General features: G+C 48.8%; 21 protein-coding genes. All 21 read right to left on the reverse strand.

Annotated elements, in window-relative coordinates; all coding sequences use genetic code 11:
- Positions 1 to 25: 25 nt before the first annotated feature.
- The 21 genes from lepB to RBB45_RS11555 all read right to left on the reverse strand — a co-directional run bounded on the left by lepB (position 26) and on the right by RBB45_RS11555 (position 24,160).
- A complete protein-coding gene (gene lepB, locus RBB45_RS11455) occupies positions 26 to 577 on the reverse strand; it encodes a signal peptidase I (RefSeq protein ID WP_009795924.1) in 552 nt (183 codons plus the stop codon).
- A 377-nt stretch (positions 578 to 954) separates the two neighbouring features.
- Positions 955 to 1,299: a 50S ribosomal protein L19 gene (gene rplS / locus RBB45_RS11460; protein ID WP_009795926.1), complete on the reverse strand. Its 345-nt coding sequence runs from the start codon at positions 1,297 to 1,299 to the stop codon at positions 955 to 957.
- A gap of 129 nt (positions 1,300 to 1,428) precedes the next feature.
- Entirely contained in the window at positions 1,429 to 2,178 is a 750-nt protein-coding gene (gene trmD / locus RBB45_RS11465) for a tRNA (guanosine(37)-N1)-methyltransferase TrmD (RefSeq protein ID WP_094767475.1), read from the reverse strand.
- A complete protein-coding gene (rimM, locus tag RBB45_RS11470) occupies positions 2,175 to 2,693 on the reverse strand; it encodes a ribosome maturation factor RimM (RefSeq protein ID WP_022543710.1) in 519 nt (172 codons plus the stop codon). Before rimM ends, trmD begins: the two co-directional genes overlap by 4 nt.
- Positions 2,694 to 2,708: 15 nt before the next feature.
- The gene (locus tag RBB45_RS11475; RefSeq protein WP_009795929.1) at positions 2,709 to 3,095 is read right to left on the reverse strand and encodes a YlqD family protein; all 387 of its coding nucleotides are present in this window, start codon (positions 3,093 to 3,095) and stop codon (positions 2,709 to 2,711) included.
- Positions 3,096 to 3,211: 116 nt separating this feature from the next.
- On the reverse strand, positions 3,212 to 3,442 hold the full coding sequence (locus tag RBB45_RS11480; RefSeq protein ID WP_009795930.1) for a KH domain-containing protein: 231 nt from the start codon (positions 3,440 to 3,442) through the stop codon (positions 3,212 to 3,214).
- A gap of 11 nt (positions 3,443 to 3,453) precedes the next feature.
- Positions 3,454 to 3,726 carry a 30S ribosomal protein S16 gene (rpsP, locus tag RBB45_RS11485; protein ID WP_009795931.1) on the reverse strand — a complete coding sequence of 91 codons (273 nt, stop codon included), beginning with the start codon at positions 3,724 to 3,726 and terminating at the stop codon, positions 3,454 to 3,456.
- Between the two features lie 169 nt (positions 3,727 to 3,895).
- Entirely contained in the window at positions 3,896 to 5,245 is a 1,350-nt protein-coding gene (gene ffh, locus RBB45_RS11490) for a signal recognition particle protein (protein WP_009795932.1), read from the reverse strand.
- A gap of 12 nt (positions 5,246 to 5,257) precedes the next feature.
- The gene (locus RBB45_RS11495; protein WP_009795933.1) at positions 5,258 to 5,590 is read right to left on the reverse strand and encodes a putative DNA-binding protein; all 333 of its coding nucleotides are present in this window, start codon (positions 5,588 to 5,590) and stop codon (positions 5,258 to 5,260) included.
- 108 nt (positions 5,591 to 5,698) lie between these two features.
- Positions 5,699 to 8,461 (reverse strand): VWA domain-containing protein, encoded by a 2,763-nt coding sequence (locus tag RBB45_RS11500; RefSeq protein WP_224950206.1) that lies wholly within the window; start codon positions 8,459 to 8,461, stop codon positions 5,699 to 5,701.
- On the reverse strand, positions 8,445 to 10,211 hold the full coding sequence (locus tag RBB45_RS11505) for a vWA domain-containing protein (protein WP_101547479.1): 1,767 nt from the start codon (positions 10,209 to 10,211) through the stop codon (positions 8,445 to 8,447). The genes RBB45_RS11500 and RBB45_RS11505 overlap by 17 nt, the downstream gene beginning before the upstream one ends.
- A gap of 11 nt (positions 10,212 to 10,222) precedes the next feature.
- Positions 10,223 to 11,089, reverse strand: a complete 867-nt coding sequence (locus RBB45_RS11510; RefSeq protein ID WP_022543709.1) for a DUF58 domain-containing protein — start codon at positions 11,087 to 11,089, stop codon at positions 10,223 to 10,225.
- Complete coding sequence (locus RBB45_RS11515; protein WP_009795937.1) at positions 11,082 to 12,098, reverse strand: AAA family ATPase; 1,017 nt, start codon at positions 12,096 to 12,098, stop codon at positions 11,082 to 11,084. Before RBB45_RS11515 ends, RBB45_RS11510 begins: the two co-directional genes overlap by 8 nt.
- A 5-nt stretch (positions 12,099 to 12,103) precedes the next feature.
- Entirely contained in the window at positions 12,104 to 13,639 is a 1,536-nt protein-coding gene (locus RBB45_RS11520) for a hypothetical protein (protein WP_224950205.1), read from the reverse strand.
- Between the two features lie 13 nt (positions 13,640 to 13,652).
- Positions 13,653 to 14,492 carry an ABC transporter permease gene (locus RBB45_RS11525; RefSeq protein WP_009795939.1) on the reverse strand — a complete coding sequence of 280 codons (840 nt, stop codon included), beginning with the start codon at positions 14,490 to 14,492 and terminating at the stop codon, positions 13,653 to 13,655.
- Positions 14,489 to 15,424: an ABC transporter ATP-binding protein gene (locus tag RBB45_RS11530; protein WP_101547477.1), complete on the reverse strand. Its 936-nt coding sequence runs from the start codon at positions 15,422 to 15,424 to the stop codon at positions 14,489 to 14,491. Before RBB45_RS11530 ends, RBB45_RS11525 begins: the two co-directional genes overlap by 4 nt.
- Positions 15,424 to 17,790 (reverse strand): hypothetical protein, encoded by a 2,367-nt coding sequence (locus RBB45_RS11535; RefSeq protein ID WP_224950203.1) that lies wholly within the window; start codon positions 17,788 to 17,790, stop codon positions 15,424 to 15,426. Before RBB45_RS11535 ends, RBB45_RS11530 begins: the two co-directional genes overlap by 1 nt.
- Before the next feature lie 478 nt (positions 17,791 to 18,268).
- On the reverse strand, positions 18,269 to 19,258 hold the full coding sequence (gene ftsY / locus RBB45_RS11540) for a signal recognition particle-docking protein FtsY (protein WP_009795943.1): 990 nt from the start codon (positions 19,256 to 19,258) through the stop codon (positions 18,269 to 18,271).
- 79 nt (positions 19,259 to 19,337) lie between these two features.
- Entirely contained in the window at positions 19,338 to 22,904 is a 3,567-nt protein-coding gene (gene smc / locus RBB45_RS11545) for a chromosome segregation protein SMC (protein WP_009795944.1), read from the reverse strand.
- 13 nt (positions 22,905 to 22,917) lie between these two features.
- Positions 22,918 to 23,697, reverse strand: a complete 780-nt coding sequence (rnc, locus tag RBB45_RS11550; protein WP_009795945.1) for a ribonuclease III — start codon at positions 23,695 to 23,697, stop codon at positions 22,918 to 22,920.
- A 229-nt stretch (positions 23,698 to 23,926) separates the two neighbouring features.
- Entirely contained in the window at positions 23,927 to 24,160 is a 234-nt protein-coding gene (locus RBB45_RS11555; protein WP_009795947.1) for an acyl carrier protein, read from the reverse strand.
- Positions 24,161 to 24,221: the final 61 nt, after the last annotated feature.

Consider the following 24,221-nt stretch of genomic DNA (forward strand, 5'->3'; position numbering starts at 1 on the left):
CCACCCTTTCTGACTAGAATAATTGCTATTTTACGATGCGGAAGTCCTCAAGGGGCCAATAAATGATATTTGTATCCCCAAGCACCTTTTCCATCGGGATGGTGCCGATATGGCGGCTGTCCTTGCTGTAGCGCCGGTTATCGCCCATTACGAAGAGATGGCCCTCCGGCACGGTCTCCTGCCCGATTTTATCTTCAAGTGTAAAAGGCTCTGTCAGCGGCCCGTCGATGACCTCTTTCTTGTATTCATCAAGATACGGCTCCTCGACCGCTTCGCCATTTACATATAAGATATCATCTTTGTATTCGATCCTGTCACCCGGCAGGCCGATTACCCTTTTTATGTAGTCCTTGTTTTCCGGGGCATGAAAGACGATGATGTCAAATCTCTTTGGGTCGCCAATCTTATACGAGAACTTATTCACGATCATCCTGTCCGTATCGTGGAGCGTCGGCATCATCGACAGTCCATCCACCACAATCGGGGCGAATAAGAAATAGCGGATGACAGCCGCAAGGAGCACAGCGATGATCAGCGCCTTTGTCCATTCCCAGAATTCACTTTTGCTCTTTCCCATGTTAGTTCCCACCAATCTCTGCTAAAAGATATATCCAGCGTCCTACTGATTATCTGCATGATTCATTCTTTACATTTACATTATTTCACTTCAATAAACACGATGGGATGTATAATTCCTAGTATTGGCCTATTTTCTGCCATTTAAGCCCCTGCACCTCCAGAGCCCTGAAAAAATCCGGAAGCCAGGCAAGTGCAGCTGCAAAAGGAGATCGGGTGAAAAAAGCCAAATGAAAAAACCCGGCTGGCGCCGAGTTTGGCCAAGGCCGGATCCGGCTGATTAGCACGTCATACTTAACGCTTTTATGTGAAAAAGGAGCTTGATATACAAGCTCCTTCTTCGCAATTGGCGGTGCAGAGCGCACCGCCGCTTTACTTTTATCGGATTTCTTTGATACGAGCTTTTTTACCGCGCAGGTTACGCAGGTAGTAAAGTTTCGCACGGCGTACTTTACCGCGGCGCATAACTTCAAGCTTCGCAATTTTTGGTGTGTGTACAGGGAATGTACGCTCAACGCCTACACCGTAAGAAACTTTACGTACTGTAAAAGTTTCGCTGATTCCACCACCACGACGCTTAATTACAACACCTTCATACACCTGAACACGTTCGCGGGTACCCTCGATAACTTTAACGTGTACACGTACAGTATCACCAGGACGGAACGCAGGAACATCAGCGCGAAGCTGTTCTTTTGTAATTTCTTCGATTAATTTATGCATCGTTTTCAACTCCTTCCAACAGATGCTCTTGCACAGACTTTCTTTATTGCAGCGGAACATCGTTATAAGACCCGGCCGATCACTCAGCCCAAGCCACAAAAACTATCATAACATAAACAATGCCTGTCATCAATAGCTATTATGCTCTTTTTTTATTTCTTCGAGAAGGCGGACCTGCTCTTTTGTCAGCTCTGCCCCTTCAAAGAGATCCGGGCGGCGGAGATAGGTCCTTTTCAGAGACTCTTTCATCCTCCACTCATCAACAAGGCGGTGGTTGCCTGAGGTCAGGATATCAGGCACTTTCATCCCCCTGAAGTCCGCGGGCCTTGTATAATGCGGATGCTCCAGAAATCCGGTGCTGAACGAATCTTTCATATGAGACTCCTCATTTCCGAGGACACCCGGGAGAAGGCGGACGATGCTGTCAATCAGCACCATGGCCCCAAGCTCCCCTCCGGTAAGCACGAAGTCTCCGATAGAGATCTCATCTGTCACAAGATGCTCCCTTATCCGTTCATCGTAGCCTTCATAATGGCCGCACACAAAAATCAAATGATCGAGGGAAGAAAGCTCCTCCGCCTTTTTCTGGGTATAGCGCTCTCCCTGGGGGCATAGGAGGACGACTCTCGGCTCTCCGCCGCCTGCCTTCACCTTTAAGTCAGCAACCGCGTCAAATATCGGCTGGGGCTTCAGCACCATGCCGGCTCCCCCGCCGTATGGATAATCATCAACCGTTTTATGCTTATTGTCGGCATAGTCCCTGAAATTGACTACATTGTAGCTGACAGCGTTATTTTCTTCTGCCTTCTTCAGGATGCTATGGCCGAAAACACCGCCGAACATCTCGGGAAACAGAGTAAGTACATCGATCTTCATCATGACAGCAAGCCTTCCATCGGTTCAATGATGATGACTTTTTCTTTCACATCCACTTTTTTGACAACATCTTCAATATAAGGGATCAGTATATCTTTCTGCCCCTTTTTGCTGACCACCCACACATCGTTGGCGCCAGGGGTCAGGATTTCCGTTATTTCCCCTATTTCTTCTTCATCAATTGTTTTCACGGTACAGCCGAGGATTTCATGGAAATAATACTCATTTTCCTCCAGCTGCCCCAGCTGGTCTTCAGAGACCTTCAATATTGCGCCTTTAAGCTTTTCCGCCTCATTCAGGCTGTCCAGGCCTTCAAAAGTAAGCAGATCAAACGATTTATGCTGTCTGTGTGTTTTTACAGTCAGCTTCACCGGTTCCTTCGAACCTGCCTGGAATAAGAATAAATGGCTGCCTGCCTTATAGCGCTCTTCCGGAAAATCGGTGCGGGATACGACCCTTACTTCGCCCCTGACACCGTGTGTATTGACAATCTTCCCTACATTGAACCACTTTTCCATCTTTGCCGATCACCTCTAGCGAATTTCTTTAACGACTCCATCTTCAATGATGATGGTTTTGTTTGCGGATACCTCATCCCAGGTGTCGCCAATGCCGATCTCCACGACAGCCTGAACTTCTTTTTCCTTCAGTTCACTGCCTAATGGTAGCATATGTAGTTGTTCTATTTGAAACTCCAGCAGCTTGATCTTTTCTTTCCGCCTGTCTGTTTCTTTTTCAAAATTGGCAGTCAGGCCTGCCTGCTGGAACTTTTTCGATTTCTCTATCTTTCTCGCTTCAAAGCGAAGCTGTTCACATTCTTTCAAAAGCTGTGTTTTTCTTTCCATATAGGTTTCAAGAAGCTTCCTTTTGCTTTTTTCGGTTAAGATCTGTTTAACTGTGGCGGTTTGAAGTATTTTCACCCTTAAGCCTCCTTCAGCGTCCTGGTACCGAACCAACTTCTAAAAGCTTCTGAATGGTAAAAAAAGGAGGGGATCCCCCTCCTTTTCTAATTCCTCCGGCCATGCCTCGGGAAGGTTCATTCAGTTATTTCCAAGAAAATTCTTTTTTGCTGTGATGATCCTGCTGCATACACAACAGTCCGTATCGATTTAGCGACGCGCCCTTGCTTCCCGATCACTTTCCCCATGTCACTCTTGTTGACAGAAAGCTGATAGGTAACGCGGTGGTCATCTTCCCGGACATCCACCCGGACATCATCGGGAAAATCAACCAGGGGCTTAACGATCGTTTCGATAAGCTCTTTCATCACGCGCAGAATTACTTGCCGTTCTTAGCGTTATGGAATTTCTCCATAATGCCTTCTTTAGAGAACAGGTTGCGTACTGTGTCAGAAGGCTTAGCGCCATCGTTCATCCATTTAAGAGCAAGCTCTTCGTTGATTTCAACCTTAGCAGGCTGTGCAACTGGATTGTAAGTTCCAACTGTTTCAATGAAACGTCCGTCACGAGGAGAACGAGAATCTGCTACTACAATACGATAGAAAGGGGATTTTTTAGCTCCCATACGTTTTAAGCGAATTTTTACTGCCATGTTAAATAAGCACCTCCGAATAGTTTCACACAAGATAGTATAATATCAATAGATAAATGGTTTGTAAAGTGTTTTTTCTTTACATGTTATAAAAACTTGATTCCCGCGGCTTTTCAGCCGTGCTTTTGAGCATGCCGGGACATGCTTTCCAGGTGCAGAGGGACAAAAATCAAAACGGATTGAAAGGCAGCTTGAAGCCTTTCTTTTTCCCCTTTTGCTGCATTCCTGTCATCTGCTTCATCATTTTTTTCATATCCTCGAACTGCTTGAGAAGACGGTTCACTTCGGGTACGGTCCTGCCGCTGCCCTTCGCAATCCTCTTCCGGCGGTTCGCGTTGATGATTTCCGGATGCGTTTTCTCTTCCTTTGTCATCGATTTGATGATGGCCTCGACATGCGCGATCTGCTTTTCATCGATCTGCATATTATTAAGCCCCTTGATTTTGTTGGCGCCGGGCATCATTTTCAGAATTTCATCCAGCGGCCCCATATTGCGGACCTGGCCAAGCTGGTCAAGGAAGTCATCAAAGGTAAAGGAAGCAGTCCGCATTTTCTTTTCGAGCTCTTTTGCCTTTTCTTCATCAACATTGGATTGAGCCTTCTCGATCAGGGTGAGGACATCTCCCATGCCGAGTATCCGGGACGCCATTCTTTCCGGATGGAAGGCTTCAATTGCATCCATCTTTTCCCCGAGTCCGACGAATTTGATCGGCGTGCTGGTAACAGAACGGATGGAAAGCGCAGCTCCCCCCCGTGTATCGCCGTCAAGCTTTGTCAGGACAACGCCTGTCAGCCCCAGCTGCTCGTTGAAGCTCTGGGCGACATTCACTGCATCCTGCCCTGTCATTGCATCTACGACAAGGAAGATCTCATCCGGCTTGGAAAGCTCCTTGATCTGTTTGAGCTCATCCATGAGGGCTTCATCCACATGAAGGCGCCCTGCCGTATCGATCAGCACATAATCATGGTGGTCTTCCTTCGCCTTGGCGATGGCCTGCCTGGCTATCTCAACAGGCGAGACCTGGTCGCCGAGAGAGAATACAGGCATATTGATCTGTTTGCCGAGCGTTTCAAGCTGTTTGATGGCAGCCGGACGGTAGATGTCCGCAGCCACCAGCAGCGGATTGCGGTTATGCTTTTTACGGAGCAGGTTCGCAAGCTTCCCTGTGGTGGTCGTTTTACCGGCACCCTGGAGCCCGACCATCATGATCACGGTCGGCGGGCGATTGGATACCGCCACTTTGCTCTGCTCCCCGCCCATCAGTTCGGTAAGCTCCTCTTTAACAACCTTTATAACCTGCTGGCCCGGCGTCAGGCTCTTCAGCACTTCCTGGCCGATTGAACGCTCGCTGACCTTTTTCACAAACTCTTTGACAACCTTAAAGTTGACGTCTGCTTCCAAAAGGGCCAGGCGCACTTCGCGCATCATCTCTTTGACGTCCGCCTCGGATACTTTCCCTTTGCCGCGGATCTTCTGTATCGTATTTTGCAGTCGGTCGGCTAATCCTTCAAATGCCATATATGCCGCCTCCTAATCTAATTTCTCTAGCTCAGCCACTGCTTCCATCAGAAATTGATGGGAAGGACTGCCTTCTTCAAGAAAAGTTCTCATTTCGCGAATAAGTTTGCTGCGCTGTTGAAATTTATGAAATAACAGCAGCTTTTCTTCATATTCCTCCAGCATTGCTTCGGTACGCTTGATGTTATCGTACACTGCCTGCCGGCTGACGTCATATTCCTCGGCAATCTCACCGAGCGAATAATCATCCAGATAATACAGGGACATATAGCTCCGCTGCTTCGGCGTCAACAACGACTGATAAAAGTCATACAGATAGTTCATCCTCGTCGTCTTCTCCAGCATAGCTCATTCCCCCTTGTTAAGTGAAAAGCCTTTACAATAAAACAGTTTACACAGAACCCCAAACTGTGTCAAGGAAATCCGGGCCCGGCGCCGCTTCTTCGGCCTTTGTCAGCGTTTCCTCTTTTTGGCTTCCAGCAGGCGTTTCATTCTCTCTTCCCGCTCATCCGGACTGATGCTTGCTCCGGAGCGTCCTTTTGGTTTCCGGACCTCACCCTGCCGCGCGGCGGGCTCTGCTACCTGAGCGCGGGACTCCGGAACCCGGACGCCTTTCTGCCGGTCGGCCGCCCGAACTTTGGCAGCTGTTTTCTCTAATGGCCGGCTTCCACCGGCCGCTGCAGCCTTCCTGGTCCTTCGTCTGTCCGGAATCAGCCTGAGCCCGAACCTCCTGGCCGCTATCTCCGCAAAGAAGAGGAGGAATGCAGCAAGAAGCAGCCATTCACTGATTGATGCCTTTTCAAAACTTCCTGCCTTCAGCGGGCGGAATGCCTCCTTGCCTGCTTCGAGCCGCTCTCCTCCCGTCAAGGCAGAGATTTCCTTAAGGAGTCCTTCATTTTCTTTTTGCATCAAATATTCTTCTGAATACGGGAGAGTAAAGCCGGTTTTATAGGTCCTTGTTTCTCCCGACAGGCTTTGCTGGCTGATATTGACATAAAACATGCCAGGCTCTGAAGGCATTTTAATTTCGTACTTGCCGGGAGCTGCCAGTTTAGTGCTTGCATCAATTTTTTCCCCGCTATCTGAAATAACTGCTATTTCTGCAGGGAGGGCAGCCTTGCTGTTTCCTTCAAGCAAAACGGCAGTTTCTTCGTTTTCTCTTCGGACTGAAAGGCTGTAAGCTTCGCTCTCATATTTTGGAAGTGAAATGCTGGCGAGTTTATTGATGAACTGCGGCCATTTTTCCCAGCGGGCCCAGTCCCCCGACCATTTTCCGCTTATATCCGAAGTAAAGGCGATCGTATGGCCGATGCCATACTGCCATTGAGCCAGGATCGGATCCTCTTTCTCACTGAGAAGGGGGACCTCTGCACCCTGTTTGGCTTCAGAAGCAATATAGGCATTCATCTGCGGAACGCCGCCTGCAAAAAAATCGCCCCATTCCGGATACGGCCGCAAAGATGGATAAAAAGGATTGTCTTCGATATATGTTCTCGTCGCCATAACAGTTTCCCTTGATAAAATGCTCGGAATCACCGATGAATCCGTGACATCGTAGAAGCGCCCGGTACCAAGCCCAGCCAGCTCTTCCAGCAGATTCCGGTCGGCATCGCTTCCAAGCGCCACAGTCGATAGAGTAATATTGTTTTCTTTCCCCGTCTCTATCATGCTTTCATAATCAGTGCTCCTGGCAGACTGCCCGTCTGTCAGGAGGATGATATGCTTCCGCTGGAGCTTAAGGTTCTCCAGCTCTTCGTATGCTTTTTCGAGGGAAGTAAAGATCTCCGTGCCTCCCCCGGGAGTGACTGAGCCAATTTTGTCCACCGCGTCCTTTTTATCTTCAAGCGGTCCGGTTTCCACGATGACCCACGGCCGGTCATCAAATGCTATGAATCCCAAAGTATCTTTCTCTCGCAAGAGTTCAACTGATCTTGCTGCCGCCTCTTTTGCCAGTTCCAGCTTGCTCCCTGCCATGCTTCCAGAACGGTCCATTACAATCATAAGGCCGAGGGAGGGCATTTCCTTCTTCCCTTTAATATCCATGTTGACAGGCAGCAGCTTTTCAATCGGCGTTTTGAAATAGCCGCCAAGACCAAAACTGTTCTCTCCCCCCGCCATAATGAATCCTGAGCCAAATTCCTTTACAGCCTTTTCGATAAGCATCATCTGATTCTCGGAAACCACCGTTGCCGGTATATTATTGAAAATGATGGACTGATAGGGAAGAAACCCGGAAAGTGAGGTAGGCAGTTTTTCCGGCACGATGGAATCCGCCAGAAGTCCTGACCCGTCCAGTATGTTTTCAAGCTGGCTTTTTTCCTGCTCTACGATCAAAACCTTGGGAGTCCCTTTAATATTGACAGCAGACTGAAGGCTATTGTTTTCTATGAATCCATCCCCTTCAGCGGAAATTTCAGCCTTGATTGCGGATAAGCCTGTTTCATCGATTTTGTGCTTGAAGGTATAGACATTTTTTCCTTCTTTAACCGTGATACTCTCTTTCAGGACTTCCCGGCTGTTTACAGAAAGCCTTAAATCAGCTTCTTTTGAAGAATTGCTGTCTATCGCCATTGTAATGGATGCTTCTTCACCTTCATATAAGGCCGGAGGGACTTCCAGGCTGGAAATGGACATGTCCTCTTTCCTGCTGCTGTCCAGCAGGACATAATCAAGCTCTATCCCCCGGTTCTTCAAAAGCTTTGCCGCTTCACGGCTGCTTCCGGCCGTTTCCCTTCCGTCTGATAAAAGGACAATCCGCCCAGGGTTTTCCTCCGGCATGAGAGTCGAAGCCAGCTGAATGCCTGCCTCGAGATTCGTTTCACCCTTCCCGGTGTCAGTACTGAACTCCCGGAACTCCCCCTTCATACTGGCCAGAGAGCTTTCAGCAGCAGCTGTTTCTCCAGCCGAGATCACGGCATATGAATCTTCCTTTCCTTTGGACTGAATTCCGGCATCGATGAAATCCAGCAGCTCTCCTTCCCTGCCCTGCACACTGGCAGAGCGGTCGGCGATGAAAACCACCGTTTTTCCCGGAGCAGGCAGTCTGATTGAAGGGACAGCCAGCGCAAAGGCAAGCAGAATGAACACGATGGCCCTCATCACAGCTGCTCCCTTCCTATTTCCCCTGCCCTTTGCTGTCTTGATGTACAAGAATACCAGGAGCAGGGAAGGAATGATGAGCAAAAGCATAAAAGGATGTTTAAATTCTATTCCCACGCCTGAACACCTCCCATTCTGCTGCTATCAGGATGAAAGCGAATAATGCGAGCCAAAACCAAAGTCCGTCCTGCTCTTTTTCCTCATAGCCATTTGAAGCACTTTTATCATTCATTGTAAAGGAAGAGGCATGCCTGGCAGCTTTTTCCCTGTCATCAAGCAGGACAGAGAAAAAATAATGTTCTTCCCCTGCGGCAGCCTGGTAGACTCCCGGCTTATAGGGAGCAGCAAAGTTTTCCTTTGCCAGATCCAGTGAATATAGATTTTCGTTTACATCATTGTAAATATCCAGTGAACCAGAGCCAGCCCCTGCATTGAGCCACTTCTCTTCCCCTGGTGAAAAATAGCCAAGAAAATCTGACTGGGCAGCCAGCCATTGATAGGCATTATACAAGAAGACCGGAAAACCGGGCTGCAATGGCCAATCAGAATCTTCCAAAGCGAAATTGATCAGCAAAGCCGGAGTCCCATTCTGTGTTCCCTTCTGGATCAGAGGGCGCCCGCCTGACTGCAGGAGGGTTTCCCAATCACCTTTAAGCGGCTCGTACGAGGAATCAATGAAAATACTCTCGGCCCCCACATGTTCAAGAATCGGATCATCCGCGGCCTCCGGTAGTTCTTCCAGCTTTTCCCTTCCCGTTTCCGCATTGAAGATGATTACAGGCCTTCCCTCTGCGGCTTCAAGGCTGCCGGCATCTGCAAGGTATATGCCTTCTTCCCCGGCTGCAGCTGTTGAAGGATCGGCCTGAACCAGTTCAGCACCCCATGTTTCAAAGCCTTTCAGCACAAATGGACTGATGCTGCCAACGGCAATCACCTTTTGGCTCGGCTCATTATAGATCGCTGTCAGCTCATTGTCGGCTTGATAAGCATCATCCGCCTTTATTTCTGCCTTATAATACGGATGCTCGGGGAGTCCGGGAATCTGGACTACAGTTTGCCCGTTTCCTTCAATCTCCACTTCCTGTTCAAAGAGCACCTGGCCCTCATATAGTATCCGGAAGGAAAAAGCGGCCTCCTCCGCTGACTGGTTCTCAACGGAAGCCCCTCCGGCAATCCCCTCGCCTTCCCGGACAACACCAAAAGATAAAAGCGCAAGATTCTGCCCTTCTTTTCCGAAATTATGGACTTCTGTATAATTTCCTTCATCCAGGGCCGCGGCTGCTTCTTTTTCAAATCCATCAGAAAATATGTATATAGCTGAATTCTCTGCATCTGCCAAAGAATTGGCCAGCTGCAGCGCTTTAGTCATGTTTTCATGCTCATAAGTAATTTCAAGAGCATTGATTGACTTTTTAACAGCAGCTTTCTCCTTTTCCCCCGACAGGAGGATCTCCGGATTCTCCCCGGCTCTTATCAGAGTAACCTCCTGGCCGGCCATGCTGCCGGCAAGCGAAAGCATCTTCTCCCTTGCCTTCTCAAAGACCGGTTCACCATCTCTTTCAGCAAGCATGGATGCAGAGGGATCGACAACAAATATCAAGCGGCTCCCCTTTAATTCTTCTCCTAACCAGTAAGGCCGGACCAGCGCGAACAGCAGCAGCAGCAGGGCGAGAAGCTGCAGCCAGAATAATAGATTCTGCTGAAGCTTCTTCAGCCAGGGCGATGCCTGCCACTCATTCACTGCCTCCACCCAAAGCATATTGGAAGGAATGATTTTCTCATCAAACTGCTTCCGGAAAAAGTAGAATAATATAAAGGCGATGATAAAAAAGCCTAATAAAAAATAGATCGGGCCAAAAAAGAGCATCGTGTTTCACCTCAATTCAACATGCCTTTACCAGGCAGGATGCGCAATAAAATGGTCTGGATGTCTGTGTCAGCTGTAATCGGTACAAACTGCCCCCCATATTTCCTGCAGGCCGCCTCAAGCTGCCTGCCATGCTCTTCCAGCCTCTTCTTATATCCATCAACAATCACGGGATTCATACTGACATTAACAGAAGTACTGCATTCGCTGTCAATCAGCCTGATATCTCCACTGTAATTCGGCTCGGCTTCCTCCTTAGCCAGAATCTGCAGCAGCCAGAAATCCTGCTTCATGGCCCCTATCCTTTTCATTGCAGACTCAAGAACGCTGAGCGGCTCCATAGTGTCGGTAATGAGGATGGACAGCTGCTGGTTTTTTTGCAGGGCACGGCTTAAATGGTCTGAATAACCCTCATTGATTCCGGCACCTTCCAGCTGGAGGATTTCTGCATATACCTGCTTGCTGTAATTGGCTCCTTTTCTTCTGAGAGAGGCTTTACTTCCAGAGGGCAAAGAGGCGAAATAGAGCCTGTCTCCACCTGAAAGGGCGATATAGCAGAGTGAGGCGGCCAATTCTTTAGCCAGCTTCCATTTTTGGTCAATGCTTTGCATGGAAGAGGATGTGTCCAGATAAACAGCAGCTGAAATCTCCTGTTCATCGAGGAACCGCTTTATATAATGCTTTTGGGTGCGACCGAAAACATTCCAGTCGATTTGCCTGACATCGTCTCCCGGCTGATAGAGCCTGAAATCGGAAAATTCAAGAGAAGAACCAAAGCCGCTGGACTGCCTTGTCCCTTTATGGGCGCCGCGCTTCTTCGTTTTGACCTGCAGGCGCTTTTTCTGCAGCCTTGAAAGAAGTCCGCCTCCTTTATGCATGCTGACGGCCATCCCTGGCAGGATTTCTGGATTCGACCAGATCCCGGATGATTTCATCTGCCGAAATGCCGCTGCTGTCAGCTTCAAAGTTTACGATGAGGCGGTGGCGGAGCACCGGGAGCGCTGCCTTCCTTAAATCTCCCATGGAAACATGGTATCTCCCCTGTGACATTGCCCTTGCTTTCGCCATCATGATCAGGCTCTGCAGTCCCCTTGGGCCGCTCCCGAACTGGATGTACTGCCTGACCATCCCCGTTGCATCCGGCGACTCTGGATGTGTGGCTGAAATGATCGATACAGCTGCATCAATCATTTCTTCACTGACCAGAATCTCCTTCGCCAAAGCCTGGATCTCCAATACATCTTTTTTTGCAGCTGCTTTTTGAACGGAGGCAGTCCGGGTCCCTGTCGTCCTTAATACGATCTCTTTCAATTCTTCCTTCGTCGGGTATGAGACCTGAATTTTGCATATGAACCTGTCCAGCTGTGCTTCAGGAAGCGGATAGGTCCCTTCCATATCAATCGGGTTCTGGGTAGCCAGAACAAAGAATGGGCGGTCCATCATTTTTGTCTCACCCATGATTGTGACTGTTTTTTCCCCCATCGCTTCCAGCAGCGAACTTTGTGTTTTCGGCGTCGCACGGTTGATTTCATCTGCGAGAATGATGTTTCCAAATAAAGGCCCTTCATGAAAAACAAAAGCTTGCTTCCCGCTCCCGTCAGGCTGCAGAAGCATGGTTCCTGTTATATCGGATGGCATGAGGTCAGGAGTGAACTGGATCCGCGAAAACTTCAGATCCATGCTTTCCGATATTGTCTTGACCAGCATGGTCTTCCCCATGCCGGGGAGGCCTTCAAGCAGTACATGGCCGCCGGCGATGATGCTCCACAGCACCTGATCGATCACGTCCTCCTGCCCGACGATAAATGACCTGATTTCTTCCTTCACTTTATCCAGGATAGCGGCTGCTTCTTTAAATTGGTTTGCTTTCTCTTCAATTGACGCCATATTTCTCACTCTCCATCAGGATCTATATTTGTAAAATAGTTCTTTACGATTTCTGCCAGTTCATCAGGCAGCTTGTAGCGCTCAGAGCTTTCCCGGTAAGATCTTTCATAAGATTCATAGACTTCGCTGTACGGCCTGGCGCTCCCCCGCAGGATGGGCCCGGCTCCCTCGCTTTGTCCGGCCGGCCCTCCATCGCCTAATTGGCCTGAATCAGTTTCCGTATTCACCTGGCCCGTAATCCTTTCCGGCACAGTCAGGAGCTCCCTCGAGCCTTGGCCAAGTCCGGCACCTGATCCCATTCCGCCTGAGGATGAACCCGATCCGCTTGAGCCTGAGCCTGAACCTGAACCTGAACCTGAGCCGGTGCCTGAGCCGCTTCCGGATCCATTCCCGGCGTTTCCTTTGCCAGGCTGCTGGGCGCCCGTGCCTGTGCTCTGGCCAGGACTCTGCCCGGGGGCGGGCTGTCCGGTGGATCCTGAGAGAGCCAGCTGTCCCGGATTCATTCCATTAGCAGACATTTGGCTGTGGAGTTTTGTCCCTGCCTGGCCGACAGCCTGCTGTGCGGCAGCGAGCCTGGACAATGCATCGGAGGAGTTTAAGGCTTGCTCCAGCTGCTGTGCCAGCTTATCGAGCTCTTCATCTGTCAAAGGCCCGTCCTTTTGAGCCAGCTCCTGGAGAGCTTCTTTTTGCTTATCTGAAAGTTCCTCCAGATTTTTCTGCAGTTCCTTCAGCTCATCCATCGCTTTGTTCAGGTCTTTGTTATCCAGTGCAGCCGCAAGGGAGCTTAAGCCGGCATTATCAAGCCGGCTTTTAGTTCTTTCTAGCTTCCTTTGCCTTTCCTGCTCCTTCATTTTCTGCAGCTCCAGCGACTTATTCTTTTTTTCAAGCTCTTTCAAAGCCTCTGCGGCAGAGTCAAGCTTGCTGATTTCTTCTGCCGTTTCCTCTATCAGCTTCCTTGTTTCCGGATTCTTCTCTTTCTCTGCTTTTTCATTGAGCTGTTTTTCAGCGGATTCTACAATTTCTTTTTCTTCGTCAAGCTGGCTTGCTCTTTCCATTTTCGTGCTGGGAAGAAAAGCGGCGGCTGAAACTGCGAGAAGAACAGCCAGCGCTCCGAGGAACCATTTAGGGTAGAAGAACTGCTTTTTGCGTTTCAGGACAGATGCCTGGTCCCTCTTCATATAAGCTAAGGCCTCTTCAAGCTGCAGCAGCTCCATTAGCCCTTCGCTGTTCAATAGTGAGTATGCCGTAAGCACCCTGTCATCAGGTACAAAGCGGTTGTAAACGGCAGCTGCCTCCCGAAAGCCCGGCTTCCGGATCCAGAACCTCCAGAAAGAAAAAGATAGAGACGCAAGAGCAGCTGCAAAAAGATATACCGGCAGATCCGTGATGACCACCGTCCGGGCCAAAAGCAGGACGATAAGTATGGAGGCACCTCCGTAAAAAAGGAGAAGCTGAAGCTCCTTCATTGCAGCTGCAAAGAGAAGCTGGCGCCGGACAGGCTTCAGCAGATTTAAGAACTGCTCCCTGTTTTGTTTGGCCATACGCTGACAACTCCTATCCCTTTTTCATATTTGGCCTGAGCTTTCTTATGCTGATCAGCAGCGCCAGCACAAAAATCACCGAGCTTGCGATCAGGTGGGCGATCCAGAGCGGAAATTCGATTCCTGTCTCATTAGCAAGCTCCCTCAGAAAGTCAGGTGTAAAAATGCCGAGAAGGACCATGGCAGGATTCAGCATGGCGGTAAAATAAGCAAACGGGCTGTCTGTCTGCACATTTGGATTCATATTCCCTAACTGCATCAGAATCATCGTCAGAAATGCCGTTCCACCGACCAGAAAAAGTGTGGCCCCATAGGTTGTAACCATAGAAACGACTGTTTTCCGGATCAGCGTTGAAAACAATACCCCAAGGCTGCCGTAAACCATGATCGTAAAGATGTAGAATCCGAGTGTCAGGGCCACCTGTCCAGGAGATACCCCTCCAAACAGGAATACGATGCTGTAAAGCGGAAGGCTGGCTATGATAAGCAGGAGCAGGAAGGAAATAGCAGATACGAGCTTGCTGATGATGATGCTCGCGGAGCTCTGTGTCGTCGTCAGCATGATATTAAGGGTCTGCCTCTCTCTTTCACTGCTGATGACCCCTGCTGTCAGCCCGGGTGTAATGAACAATATCAGGGCAAGCTGCAGAAAGGACAGGACAATGAACATCTCCCTGCTCTGGTCAGGCTTGAAATACCCCTGGCTGTTCGACATCATATTAATAAAAATGAAACCCAATATAATAACTCCTAATGCCAGGAGATAAAATAATACGCCGAGAAAGCTCTTGAACGAGCGGAACCGCAGTTTTATTTCTTTATTCAGGACGGGATTTACGGCAAAATTTTTCATGAAAGTTCCACTCCTTTCGTAATTTCCATGAATACATCTTCAAGGTCGGTTTCCGCTTCTGCAAAGCTTGCAATTGAAAGACCGGCTTCTATCGCGTTTTTCAGCAGAGCAATCTGGCCGGCATCATCCCCTTTGTAGACAAACTGGAGTAAATTTTCACCTTCCCCGGGTCTTAGCCCGCTCACACCGGGAGTGTCCTCAAAGAATGTAAAGGCTTTGTGCACATCCTTAAGGACTTTGACCATGATCAGTTTCTCTCCGCGCAGTTTTGCCTGTATTTCTGTGACTGACCCTTCTGCTACCAGCATCCCTTGATCGATGATCCCGATCGTGTCGCACATTTCTGCAAGCTCCGGGAGGATATGTGAAGAAATAAGAATGGTCTTGCCCATGTCCTTCAGCTCCTTCAATATCTCCCTCATTTCCACGCGCGCCCGCGGGTCGAGCCCTGATGCAGGTTCATCGAGGATAAGGACTTCCGGGTCATGGATGAGGCTCCTTGCCAGACAGAGCCTCTGTTTCATTCCCCTTGAGAGCAGGTCAACGTAAGAATCGCGTTTGTGCTCAAGGTTGACCAGGTCCAGGAGCTGGGGAATAAGCTTTTCCCTTTCCTTAAAATCGATCCCATAGCTGGCACCGTAAAAATGGAGATACTCTTCTGCCTTCAGCTGATCATAAACACCAAAAAAATCTGGCATATAGCCGATTTGCCGGCGAACCATCTTCGGCTCGTCAGCGACATTATAGCCATTTACATAGGCGGTTCCAGATGTAGGCGCCAACAGTGTCGCCAGAATAGAGAAGGTGGTCGATTTGCCTGCGCCGTTCTGGCCGACAAACCCGAAGACCGAACCTTTTTCTATTTGGAGGTTCAAGCTGTTCAGGGCTGTAAATTTACCATATCTCTTTGTTAAATCAATAATCTCTATCATTAGGATGCCTCCCCTTTAATCGTTATTTTCGGCATCGTGATTTGAGGGTCCTTCGATGTCTTGATAATGCGGACAACCACTTTTCCATCTTTGCCAATATAGCGTCCGATATCTTCCTGGATAGTGAGCTTTGATTCGAACGGCTCCATTTCGCCAGATTCATGGTTCAGGACTGCATATTCAGCAAATTTGGCCTTCGTCGATACGGACAGCTCACTGAATGCCAGGGATTTTCCTTTCACTTGTGCAGGCAGAGATGCAATGAACTGATATTCCCCATCATCAGCCATCATTTGATCTTTGCTGCCATTGACGTTCTTTTCGTAAACCATGCCCTGCACCGCCTCAAGCTCGGTATCAAGCACCTCATTGGACAGGGAAAACTCGCCTGTAAAATCAACCTTCGCTTCAAATGGTTCAAAGATGAGATTCAGGCCCGAAACTTTTTCTTTTTTGGACAGAAGATCCGCCTCAATGACACTGTCCTTCGTAAGTCCGGCCAGCATCGGGCCTTCAGCAGTCCCGCTCCCTGAGAAAAGGAAGGCAGATGCAGCATATTCAAGCCTTTCTTTCTTCATGAGATCCAGATCCTGGTTCGGCCCCGGATAGCCATAGCCGGCGCCCGACATATACGGGGCGGTGAGAAAGTCATTCTTCACTTTTTCGTCGACTTTCAGTGTTTCACCTTTTTTCAGGCTGCCGACATTGATCTTATTCGAGCCGGTCCATATATACAGCTCCTCAAAATCATATGGAAAGCTATTTGTCACAGTGCCTGACAGCCGTTTGTCCTTAAGCGTCAGATCAGCCTCCAGGCCGCCTTCCTTTTCTTTTTGCGATTTGCCGAATATGGTCCTGGATGACCAATACTCTACTGCATTAAAAACAATCCTCGTTTCCTTGCGGCTCTGTTCAATGACACCGCCGCCGGAATGATCTGTCCCCGCTCTGTTCAAAGTGCTGGGAATCGCATTGAATTCCCCGCGGGGAACAGAAAATGCATATTCACCGCTTGTGTTTGAAAGCAGGGTTGCCGCCTGAATACCGATAAGCTGGCTGTTCACTGCTTTATAGACGCCCAGTTGATTGACCTGAGGCTGTCCAAGCCTGTCTTTTGCCCCGATGCCAAAAATGGCCACTGACATCAGCACAGCCAAAGAAGGGATGATCCACCAGGCATGTTCGCGTTTGTCCCGCTTCTTCAAAATAAAATAAAGGATCGGGACAATGACGATTATATAGCCGATGAGCAGCAGCAAGAGCTGACCAATTGAAAAGCTGGAAGCAGGGAAATATTCATTCGCTTCAGCAAATTCATAGGTCAGCGGATCATAAATATCCGGTCCATACTGGCTTCCTGCGGCAGATGGTGCAGGGACTGACTGCAGAATCCCGCCAAACCACCTGCTGTAGCCAGTCCAGGAAGACAGCGGCTCATCGCCGAGTGAAAAGGCAGTCTGCAGGATTGTGCCGCTTCCATAGTCAGCTTTCACTGCTGCAGGGACATTCCCACTAAGCGAGAGGATTTCCGCCTGATTTTCGACAGGGCCGTAAAACATAGGCAGCTCCTTGAAAGGAGGCTCATTCTCTCCTTTATCCGCAAGAAAGGAGGCAGAAGACTTCCCTTCTTTATCCGGCTTCATCGGCAGAAGAGTATAGAGGGCACCCAGGGATTGGCCTGCATCAGGAGCTGCACCGGCAATCAGTATTCCACCATTCCCAACCCAATCCTTAATGGCATTTTGCTGGGCCTCTGTCAGGTCGGAAACAGCAAATTCGTCGAGCAGGAGATAGTCGAGCATTTCAAGCCCGAGCCCTTCTTCAGGCAGCTGTTCTTTTTTCAGCTCAAGTGTCTCTACCGCTGCAGAGGGAAGGATCCTCAGCTCCTTGAGCCGGTCATAGTCCTCGCTCAGGATGCCCATTGTCATTTCTCCGCCTTCTATGTATTTCGCCTTCAGCTTCGTGTCGCCGGAGAACTTGACTTTATTCCCGTCCTTCCAGCTCCCTTTATAAAGGTGGATGGCAGGGAGGTTCTGATATGATGATGGGTGGTCCTCCGAATTGCCCGGTATTGTTATGTGAAAGGTTTTCGAAGAATTTTCCGGCAGATTTGCCTTGATGCTCATGGCTCCGCCGGAATTATAGGAAGGGTGAAAATCAATCAGCAGATCCCCGCTGAACGCCTCTCCTGTATTTTCAGCTTTGATAGTCAAGGGAAAGCCTTTTCCCCTTTTAACTTTTCCGTCCAGGCCTGCATCTACTGAAATGCTGATGTCTGCCGGTGCTGCATAAGCAGGCTGGTTTAAGATAAGAAACAGCAGCAATGCAGCAATCACAGCAATGATTGCTTTTGTATGTTTACGCAAAAAAACTCCCCCCAGATTATTATTCCACTACAATAGACGAACAGGAGCCGGCAAAAGTTTGCAATTCTTTGAAAATATAAATCTATTGCTGACTTTGCTTTTCCGGCAAGCGGTGCCGGCTCATGTATAATAGACGAAATAAATCAGGATTCCCCTACAGGGATTGAGAAAAAAAACCATTTTTAAGCACAAAAAAACAGGCTGCGTTTTTGCAGACTGCCAGAACATTTTAAAAAGAGTTTTGCTCGCAAATGAAGTATGTTGATTTCCGCTCCAGGCACTTCGCTTTCCGCGGGGCGGCGCTGCAATCCCGCAGGAGTCTACGTGCCTTCCACTCCAATCAACGGGTTTCAAATTAATTTTGCAGCAAGTTGGTTCTTACTGAATAAAAGGCAAAGGGCAGCAAAAAAACTTTTAATGCTACCTTTTTCTCCAAACTGAAAAGCAGCTGCATTTGCAGCTGCTGATCTTTTATCATTTACTCTTCCGCATTCTCGACCATGTCAGCGAATAGCCCGTAGACATAGCGTTCTGCGTCGAATTCCTGCAGGTCGTCCATTTTTTCTCCGAGGCCGACGAATTTGACGGGAATGTCGAGTTCCTTGCGGATGGCCAGGACGATGCCGCCTTTTGCGGTGCCATCAAGCTTTGTCAGGACGATTCCGCTCACATCTGTTGCTTCCTTGAAGGTTTTTGCCTGGATCATGGCATTCTGCCCTGTTGTTGCATCAAGGGCGAGCAATACTTCATGCGGGGCGCCGGGGATTTCCCTTTCAATCACCCGCTTGACTTTTTCAAGCTCCTTCATCAGGTTGACCTTGTTCTGCAGGCGTCCTGCGGTGTCACAAAGAAGGATATCTGCATTCCTTGATTTCGCAGCCCTGACGGCATCAAACATAACAGCTGCCGGATCAGATCCTTCTGCCTGCTTGATGACTTCGACGCCGACCCGGTCTCCCCAGACTTCAAGCTGCTCGATGGCCCCAGCACGGAAAGTATCCCCTGCGGCCATGAGCACCTTTTTTCCTTCAGACTTGAACTTATGCGCCAGCTTGCCGATTGAGGTTGTCTTGCCGACCCCATTCACACCTACGAACAGGATGACTGTCAGGTCGCCTTCCTGGATATTCAAAGCGGAAGATGCTTCCCCGCTTCCCTCATATATTTCAACCAGTTTCTCGGAAATGATGCTTTGCACGCCTTGCGGGTCCTGGATGTTTTTGCGCTTCACTTCCATTCTCAGCTCTTCTACAAGCTCCATGACCGTGTCAAAGCCCACGTCAGCCTGAATGAGAATTTCCTCAAGCTCTTCGAAGAAGTCCTCATCAACCTTCCTGTACCTCGCTACAAGATCATTGACCTTGCCGGAAAAATTATCCCTCGTTTTTGTCAGGCCATCCTTGAATTTTTCTGTCACTGTATCGGTTTGCTTCGTAATTTTATCTTTCAGTTTTTTAAAGAAACTCATCTGTTCACTTCCTTCTCATTCATCTGTATGTATCGCCGGAAAAAGAGCGTACACCCCTTTTCCGGCATATTTTGCCTGTCTATTGCGGAACAAGCTCCCGGGTTTCTTCAAGTCTGACTGAGACAAGCTTTGAAACACCTGATTCCTGCATCGTTACACCGTACAGGACGTCTGCTTCTTCCATCGTCCCTTTGCGGTGGGTGATGACGATAAACTGTGTTTCCTCACTGTATCTCTTCAGATATTGGCTAAAGCGCTGGACGTTGGCTTCATCGAGCGCAGCCTCCACTTCATCCAGGATGCAGAACGGTACGGGGCGCACCTTCAGGATTGAGAATAGCAGCGCGATTGCCGTGAGCGCCCTCTCCCCGCCTGATAAGAGCCCCAGATTCTGCAGCTTCTTGCCTGGCGGCTGGGCAACGATGTCAACGCCTGTATTTAGCAGATCGTCAGGCTGTGTCAGCTTTAGATCTGCCCTGCCTCCGCCAAACAACGCCTGGAAGACAGACTCAAAATGGAATCTGATTCCTTCAAATGTCTGCCTGAATCTTTTTTTCATTTCTTCATCCATTTCATCAATTACCTGGAAGAGAGTGTCCTTCGCTTCCTGCAGATCATTCTTCTGTGCCAGCAGGAACTCATAGCGCTCTGATACGCGCTCATATTCCTCAATGGAACCCAGGTTCACTGTCCCTAGCTCCTCAATGGACAATTTGATGAGCTTAACCTTTTTGCGTGCTTCCTCAGCAGGAATGTGGAGCGGATACTCCTCCCTGGCTGCTTCAAAGGTAAGCAGATATTCCTCCCTGAGATGGGCCAGGCGGTTATCCAGTTCAACATCCAGCCTGTTCAATCGCACTTCCTCATCCTTCATGCTCTCAGTCATGCCCTTATGAAGGCGGCGGAGCTCCTTGGCTGAAAGCTCCAGGTCTTCAAGTGTTTCCTGGAGTTTAAGGCGCTCCTCTTTCCTGGAAGAAATCAAGTCAATGGCTTCCTGCTTATCTTTCAGCTTCTTCCTTGCGGCTTCCTCGAGCACTTCTTCTCCTGAAGAGCTGCTGGTCAGCTCTGATGACAGCAGCGACAAATCTTCCTTGAAGGTCTGAAGCTTCTCTGATGTTTCCGCCAGCTCTCCCTCAATGGACGCGAAAGTATCTTTAGCGAAGTTCAGCTGTTCGTTCTTGGATGCCAGCGTAATCTTTAGCTCGCCGATCATGTCCATGAGCGTTTCCTTGGAGGTCATCCTAGTGTTTTTCTGCTGTGTGAGCACCTCGATTTCTTCCTCCAGGCCAGTGATGCTTTTTTGCATCTTCTCAAGCTCGAGCTCAAGTGCAGATTTCCTGGCTGAAAGCTTCTGGGACTCTTCGGCAGATTGCGACTTATCCATATCATACAAGGAAAGGCGTTCATTTATGTTCTTCTCAGCCATCTCCACTTCCCGGAGATCGCCCTTCAGGGAGTTTTCCTTCAGCCTCAGTTCTTCACCGGATCTGCGCAGGTTTTCAATCAGTTCTTCCTGCTTGTTTATGTCTCCCTTGACCCTTCTCACCTGCTCTTCCAGCAGCTGCGTCTTGGAATCCATTTCGGCCAAACGTTCTTTCAGCTCTTCAAGCTCTGTCTTCCGGCTGAGCAAAGAAGAGGATTTTTGCTTGACGGCGCCGCCTGTCATGCTGCCGCCCGGGTTTACAACATCGCCTTCCATTGTGACAAACCGGCTTCTGTAATTAAGGATCTTTGCCATTTCATTGGCTCCCTTTAGATCCTTTGAAACTATGACATTGCCGAGAAGGTTTTTAACGACCTCTTCATACTTTGAATCAAAAGATACCAGGTCAGCGGCAGCACCGATAAAAGATGGATGCAGCTTTAGCGATTGCAGCTGGCCCTGTGACAGCGACTTTCCTTTAATGACATTCAGCGGCAGGAAGGTCGCCCGGCCGTATGAATGCTTTTTCAGGAACTGGATGGCGCTGCGGCCATTCTCTTCGTTCGCTACCACAACATGCTGCATCGCACCGCCAAGAGCGGTTTCAATCGCAGTCTCATACTGCTTCGGCACCGCAATCAGCTCAGCGATTGCACCTTCAATGCCCTTAAGTGCGCCGCCCCTTGCCTTCAGCACTTCTTTGACTCCCTGGAAGAAGCCGGAATAGTCCTCCTCCAGCTCTTCCAGCATATCTTTGCGGGACTTGGCCTGCTGAAGATACTGATAGGCCTGGTAAAGAGTCGTTTCCTGCTTCTGATAGTTCGTTTTCAAAGATTCGGTCTTTGCCTGCTCATTCTTGAAAAGGCGGACCTGTTCCTCAAGCTCGCCCTGTATCTGTTCAAGCCTGCCAATGATTTCTTTCTTTTGGTCTTCTATCTGCTTTCGTTCCGAAAGAAACTTTTCATTGTCTGACTCAAGCCGGGTTGATCTTGCTCCCTGCTGGGCCAGCTGCTGGCCGATATATTGAAATTCATTTTTAAAAGCAGCCTGCCTGTTCAGCAATTCAATATAATCACTTTTGAGAGAGTCGATTTTTTCTTCGGTATTTTCACTATAAAGCTTCAGCTCAGCCTGTTTTTCTCTCAGCTTTTTCTGAAGCTCAGCTGCCTCTCTCTGAAGAACATCGGCAATCTCCTGCTGCATTGCTTTTCTTTCTTTAAGAGAAGCTTCCTTTTCCCCCAGCTCTTCTATATTTCTCTTCAGCTGTTCTTTATTATGGGAAGCATTTTTCTTCCGTTCTTTGAGGACTTCTTTCCTGCCCTCGAGCTTTTCCAGCTCCTCGCTGGCATGAAGCAGCACACCCTGCAGATCATTGATGGACTCATCAAGGTCTGCAATTCCTGCCCTTGCCACTTCGATTTCAGCTTCCTTTTCCCCGATCGCACCGCCCAAAGCTTCTTCTTCCTTTTTCAGCTTTTCAAGCACGGCGGAAAGAGCCTCCCATTTTCCGTGAAGGTCCTCAATCTCAAAGGCTGTAAGGGCAACTTCGATTTTTTCCAGCTCTTCTTTTTGCTGCAGGTAGTCCTTGGCGATGGAAGACTGGATCTTCAGCGGCTCCACCTGGCTTTCGAGCTCATAGACGATATCATTCACCCGGTTCAGGTTTTCCTGGGTTTCAAGAAGCTTGGCCTCAGCCTTTTTCTTCCTTGTTTTATATTTCAGGACTCCGGCCGCTTCTTCAAAAATGCTCCTCCGGTCCTCAGCCTTGCTGTTTAAGATTTCTTCTACCTTCCCTTGGCTTATAATGGAGAATGCCTCCCGCCCAAGGCCTGAATCCATGAACAAATCGATGATATCCTTCAGGCGGCATGATTGGCTGTTTATATAAAATTCACTGTCCCCTGAGCGGTAGACTCTCCTCGTAACACTCACTTCATTATAATCAAGCGGGAGGAACTGGTCTTCGTTATCAAGGGTCAGGGTCACCTCTGCAAAATTCAGCGATTTCCTGCTGTCGCTCCCGGCAAAGATGATATCCTCCATTTTCGATCCCCTCAGGGACTTCGCGGACTGCTCGCCAAGCACCCAGCGGATGGAGTCTGTAATATTGCTTTTGCCGCTCCCATTCGGGCCGACAACAGCTGTCACGCCAGGGACAAAATCGACAGAGGACTTCTCGGCGAAGGATTTAAAGCCTGCAATATCTAGCCGTTTCAGAAACACTGATATATCCCTCCTAGCTTCTCGGTTGATTTTCTTGGGATGTTGAGTCATTCTGCAAATGGGATTTTAAAATCTCCAGCGCCATCTGTGCCGCGTGCTGTTCTGCTTCTTTTTTCGATCTGCCTGTCCCGGTCCCGAGCTCATTCCCTGACAAGGAAACACGTGAGACAAACTCCCTGCTGTGTGCAGGGCCTTTTTCCTGAAGGATCTTATACTCAATTGCACCCGCTCCATCACGCTGGACGAGCTCCTGAAGCTGGCTCTTGAAATCCATCACATGAGAAAAAGCACCCGAATTTATTTTTGGAAAGACCGTTTGTTCTAAAAATCCGATGACTGTATCTATCCCTTTTTCCAGGTATAATGCGCCGATAAATGCCTCGAACACATCTGCAAGCAAAGCCGGACGCTCTCTTCCGCCTGTCATTTCCTCCCCTTTGCCGAGAAGGACGAGCTTCCCGAACTCAAGCTCATTGGCAAATGTAACCAGGGATGGCTCACACACAACTGCCGCTCTCAGCTTTGTCAGCTCTCCTTCGCTCATCATGGGATATTTCTTGTATAAAAATTGGGATACAGTCAGTTCAAGTACGGCGTCCCCTAAAAACTCCAGCCGTTCATTATCTTCATACGGCTTTCTCCGATGCTCATTCACATACGATGAATGTGTAAAAGCCTGCTTCAGCAGCTTTTCATTTTCAAAGGAAATCCCGATTTTCTTCTGGAACTCCCTGAATTGCATTTCTGCCGCGCGGTATGCTTTTTTCTCTTGGTCTTTATTGTTCTTGCGCATATTGCCTCCACCTTGCTAATAGTTTACATACATTATCAGTTTACGTAATAATTCTTAAAAACGCAAAAAAACCTGAAAGCATCCTGAATATTCCAGGCAGCTTCCAGCCTCTTGGACCAATGGGCCGATTCATCAGGAAGCACGGGCTCTGCCGGCATGTGAATCATCCCTGTATCCGCCTTTATAGAAGAAAGCCCCGTTCAAAACGGAGCTTTGCTCAATCTAACGATTACACATTAGCTTTTATGTAATTCACAGCGTCGCCGACTGTTGCGATCTTTTCTGCATCATCGTCAGAGATTTCCATATCGAATTCATCTTCCAGTTCCATAACCAGTTCAACTACATCCAGGGAATCTGCGCCAAGATTTTCTTTGAAAGAAGCTTCCAATGTTACTTCAGACTCTTCAACACCAAGACGATCTACGATGATCTTTGTTACACGTTCTAACACATCTGCCATGCTTGTCACCTCCCCTCAAGACATTATAGAGCATTTTAGCAGATTAATAAATGTCCAGCCT

The organism is Bacillus sp. MMSF_3328 (genome assembly GCF_030733525.1).
In the GTDB taxonomy this organism is placed as follows: domain Bacteria; phylum Bacillota; class Bacilli; order Bacillales; family Cytobacillaceae; genus Bacillus_AB; species Bacillus_AB infantis.

Coding starts and splice junctions, on each gene's coding strand:
- RBB45_RS11510 (WP_022543709.1), bottom strand. CDS start 11,089: ATGCATAAAGGAGGCGGACTTCTTTCAAGGCTGCAGAAAAAGCGCCTG.
- rpsP (WP_009795931.1), bottom strand. CDS start 3,726: ATGGCAGTAAAAATTCGCTTAAAACGTATGGGAGCTAAAAAATCCCCT.
- RBB45_RS11480 (WP_009795930.1), bottom strand. CDS start 3,442: ATGAAAGAGCTTATCGAAACGATCGTTAAGCCCCTGGTTGATTTTCCC.
- RBB45_RS11520 (WP_224950205.1), bottom strand. CDS start 13,639: ATGGCCAAACAAAACAGGGAGCAGTTCTTAAATCTGCTGAAGCCTGTC.
- ffh (WP_009795932.1), bottom strand. CDS start 5,245: ATGGCATTTGAAGGATTAGCCGACCGACTGCAAAATACGATACAGAAG.
- RBB45_RS11530 (WP_101547477.1), bottom strand. CDS start 15,424: ATGATAGAGATTATTGATTTAACAAAGAGATATGGTAAATTTACAGCC.
- trmD (WP_094767475.1), bottom strand. CDS start 2,178: ATGATGAAGATCGATGTACTTACTCTGTTTCCCGAGATGTTCGGCGGT.
- rimM (WP_022543710.1), bottom strand. CDS start 2,693: ATGGAAAAGTGGTTCAATGTAGGGAAGATTGTCAATACACACGGTGTC.
- lepB (WP_009795924.1), bottom strand. CDS start 577: ATGGGAAAGAGCAAAAGTGAATTCTGGGAATGGACAAAGGCGCTGATC.
- RBB45_RS11495 (WP_009795933.1), bottom strand. CDS start 5,590: ATGCTGGAGAAGACGACGAGGATGAACTATCTGTATGACTTTTATCAG.
- RBB45_RS11505 (WP_101547479.1), bottom strand. CDS start 10,211: ATGCTCTTTTTTGGCCCGATCTATTTTTTATTAGGCTTTTTTATCATC.
- rnc (WP_009795945.1), bottom strand. CDS start 23,697: ATGCGCAAGAACAATAAAGACCAAGAGAAAAAAGCATACCGCGCGGCA.
- RBB45_RS11555 (WP_009795947.1), bottom strand. CDS start 24,160: ATGGCAGATGTGTTAGAACGTGTAACAAAGATCATCGTAGATCGTCTT.
- RBB45_RS11515 (WP_009795937.1), bottom strand. CDS start 12,098: ATGGCGTCAATTGAAGAGAAAGCAAACCAATTTAAAGAAGCAGCCGCT.
- RBB45_RS11525 (WP_009795939.1), bottom strand. CDS start 14,492: ATGAAAAATTTTGCCGTAAATCCCGTCCTGAATAAAGAAATAAAACTG.
- ftsY (WP_009795943.1), bottom strand. CDS start 19,258: ATGAGTTTCTTTAAAAAACTGAAAGATAAAATTACGAAGCAAACCGAT.
- rplS (WP_009795926.1), bottom strand. CDS start 1,299: ATGCATAAATTAATCGAAGAAATTACAAAAGAACAGCTTCGCGCTGAT.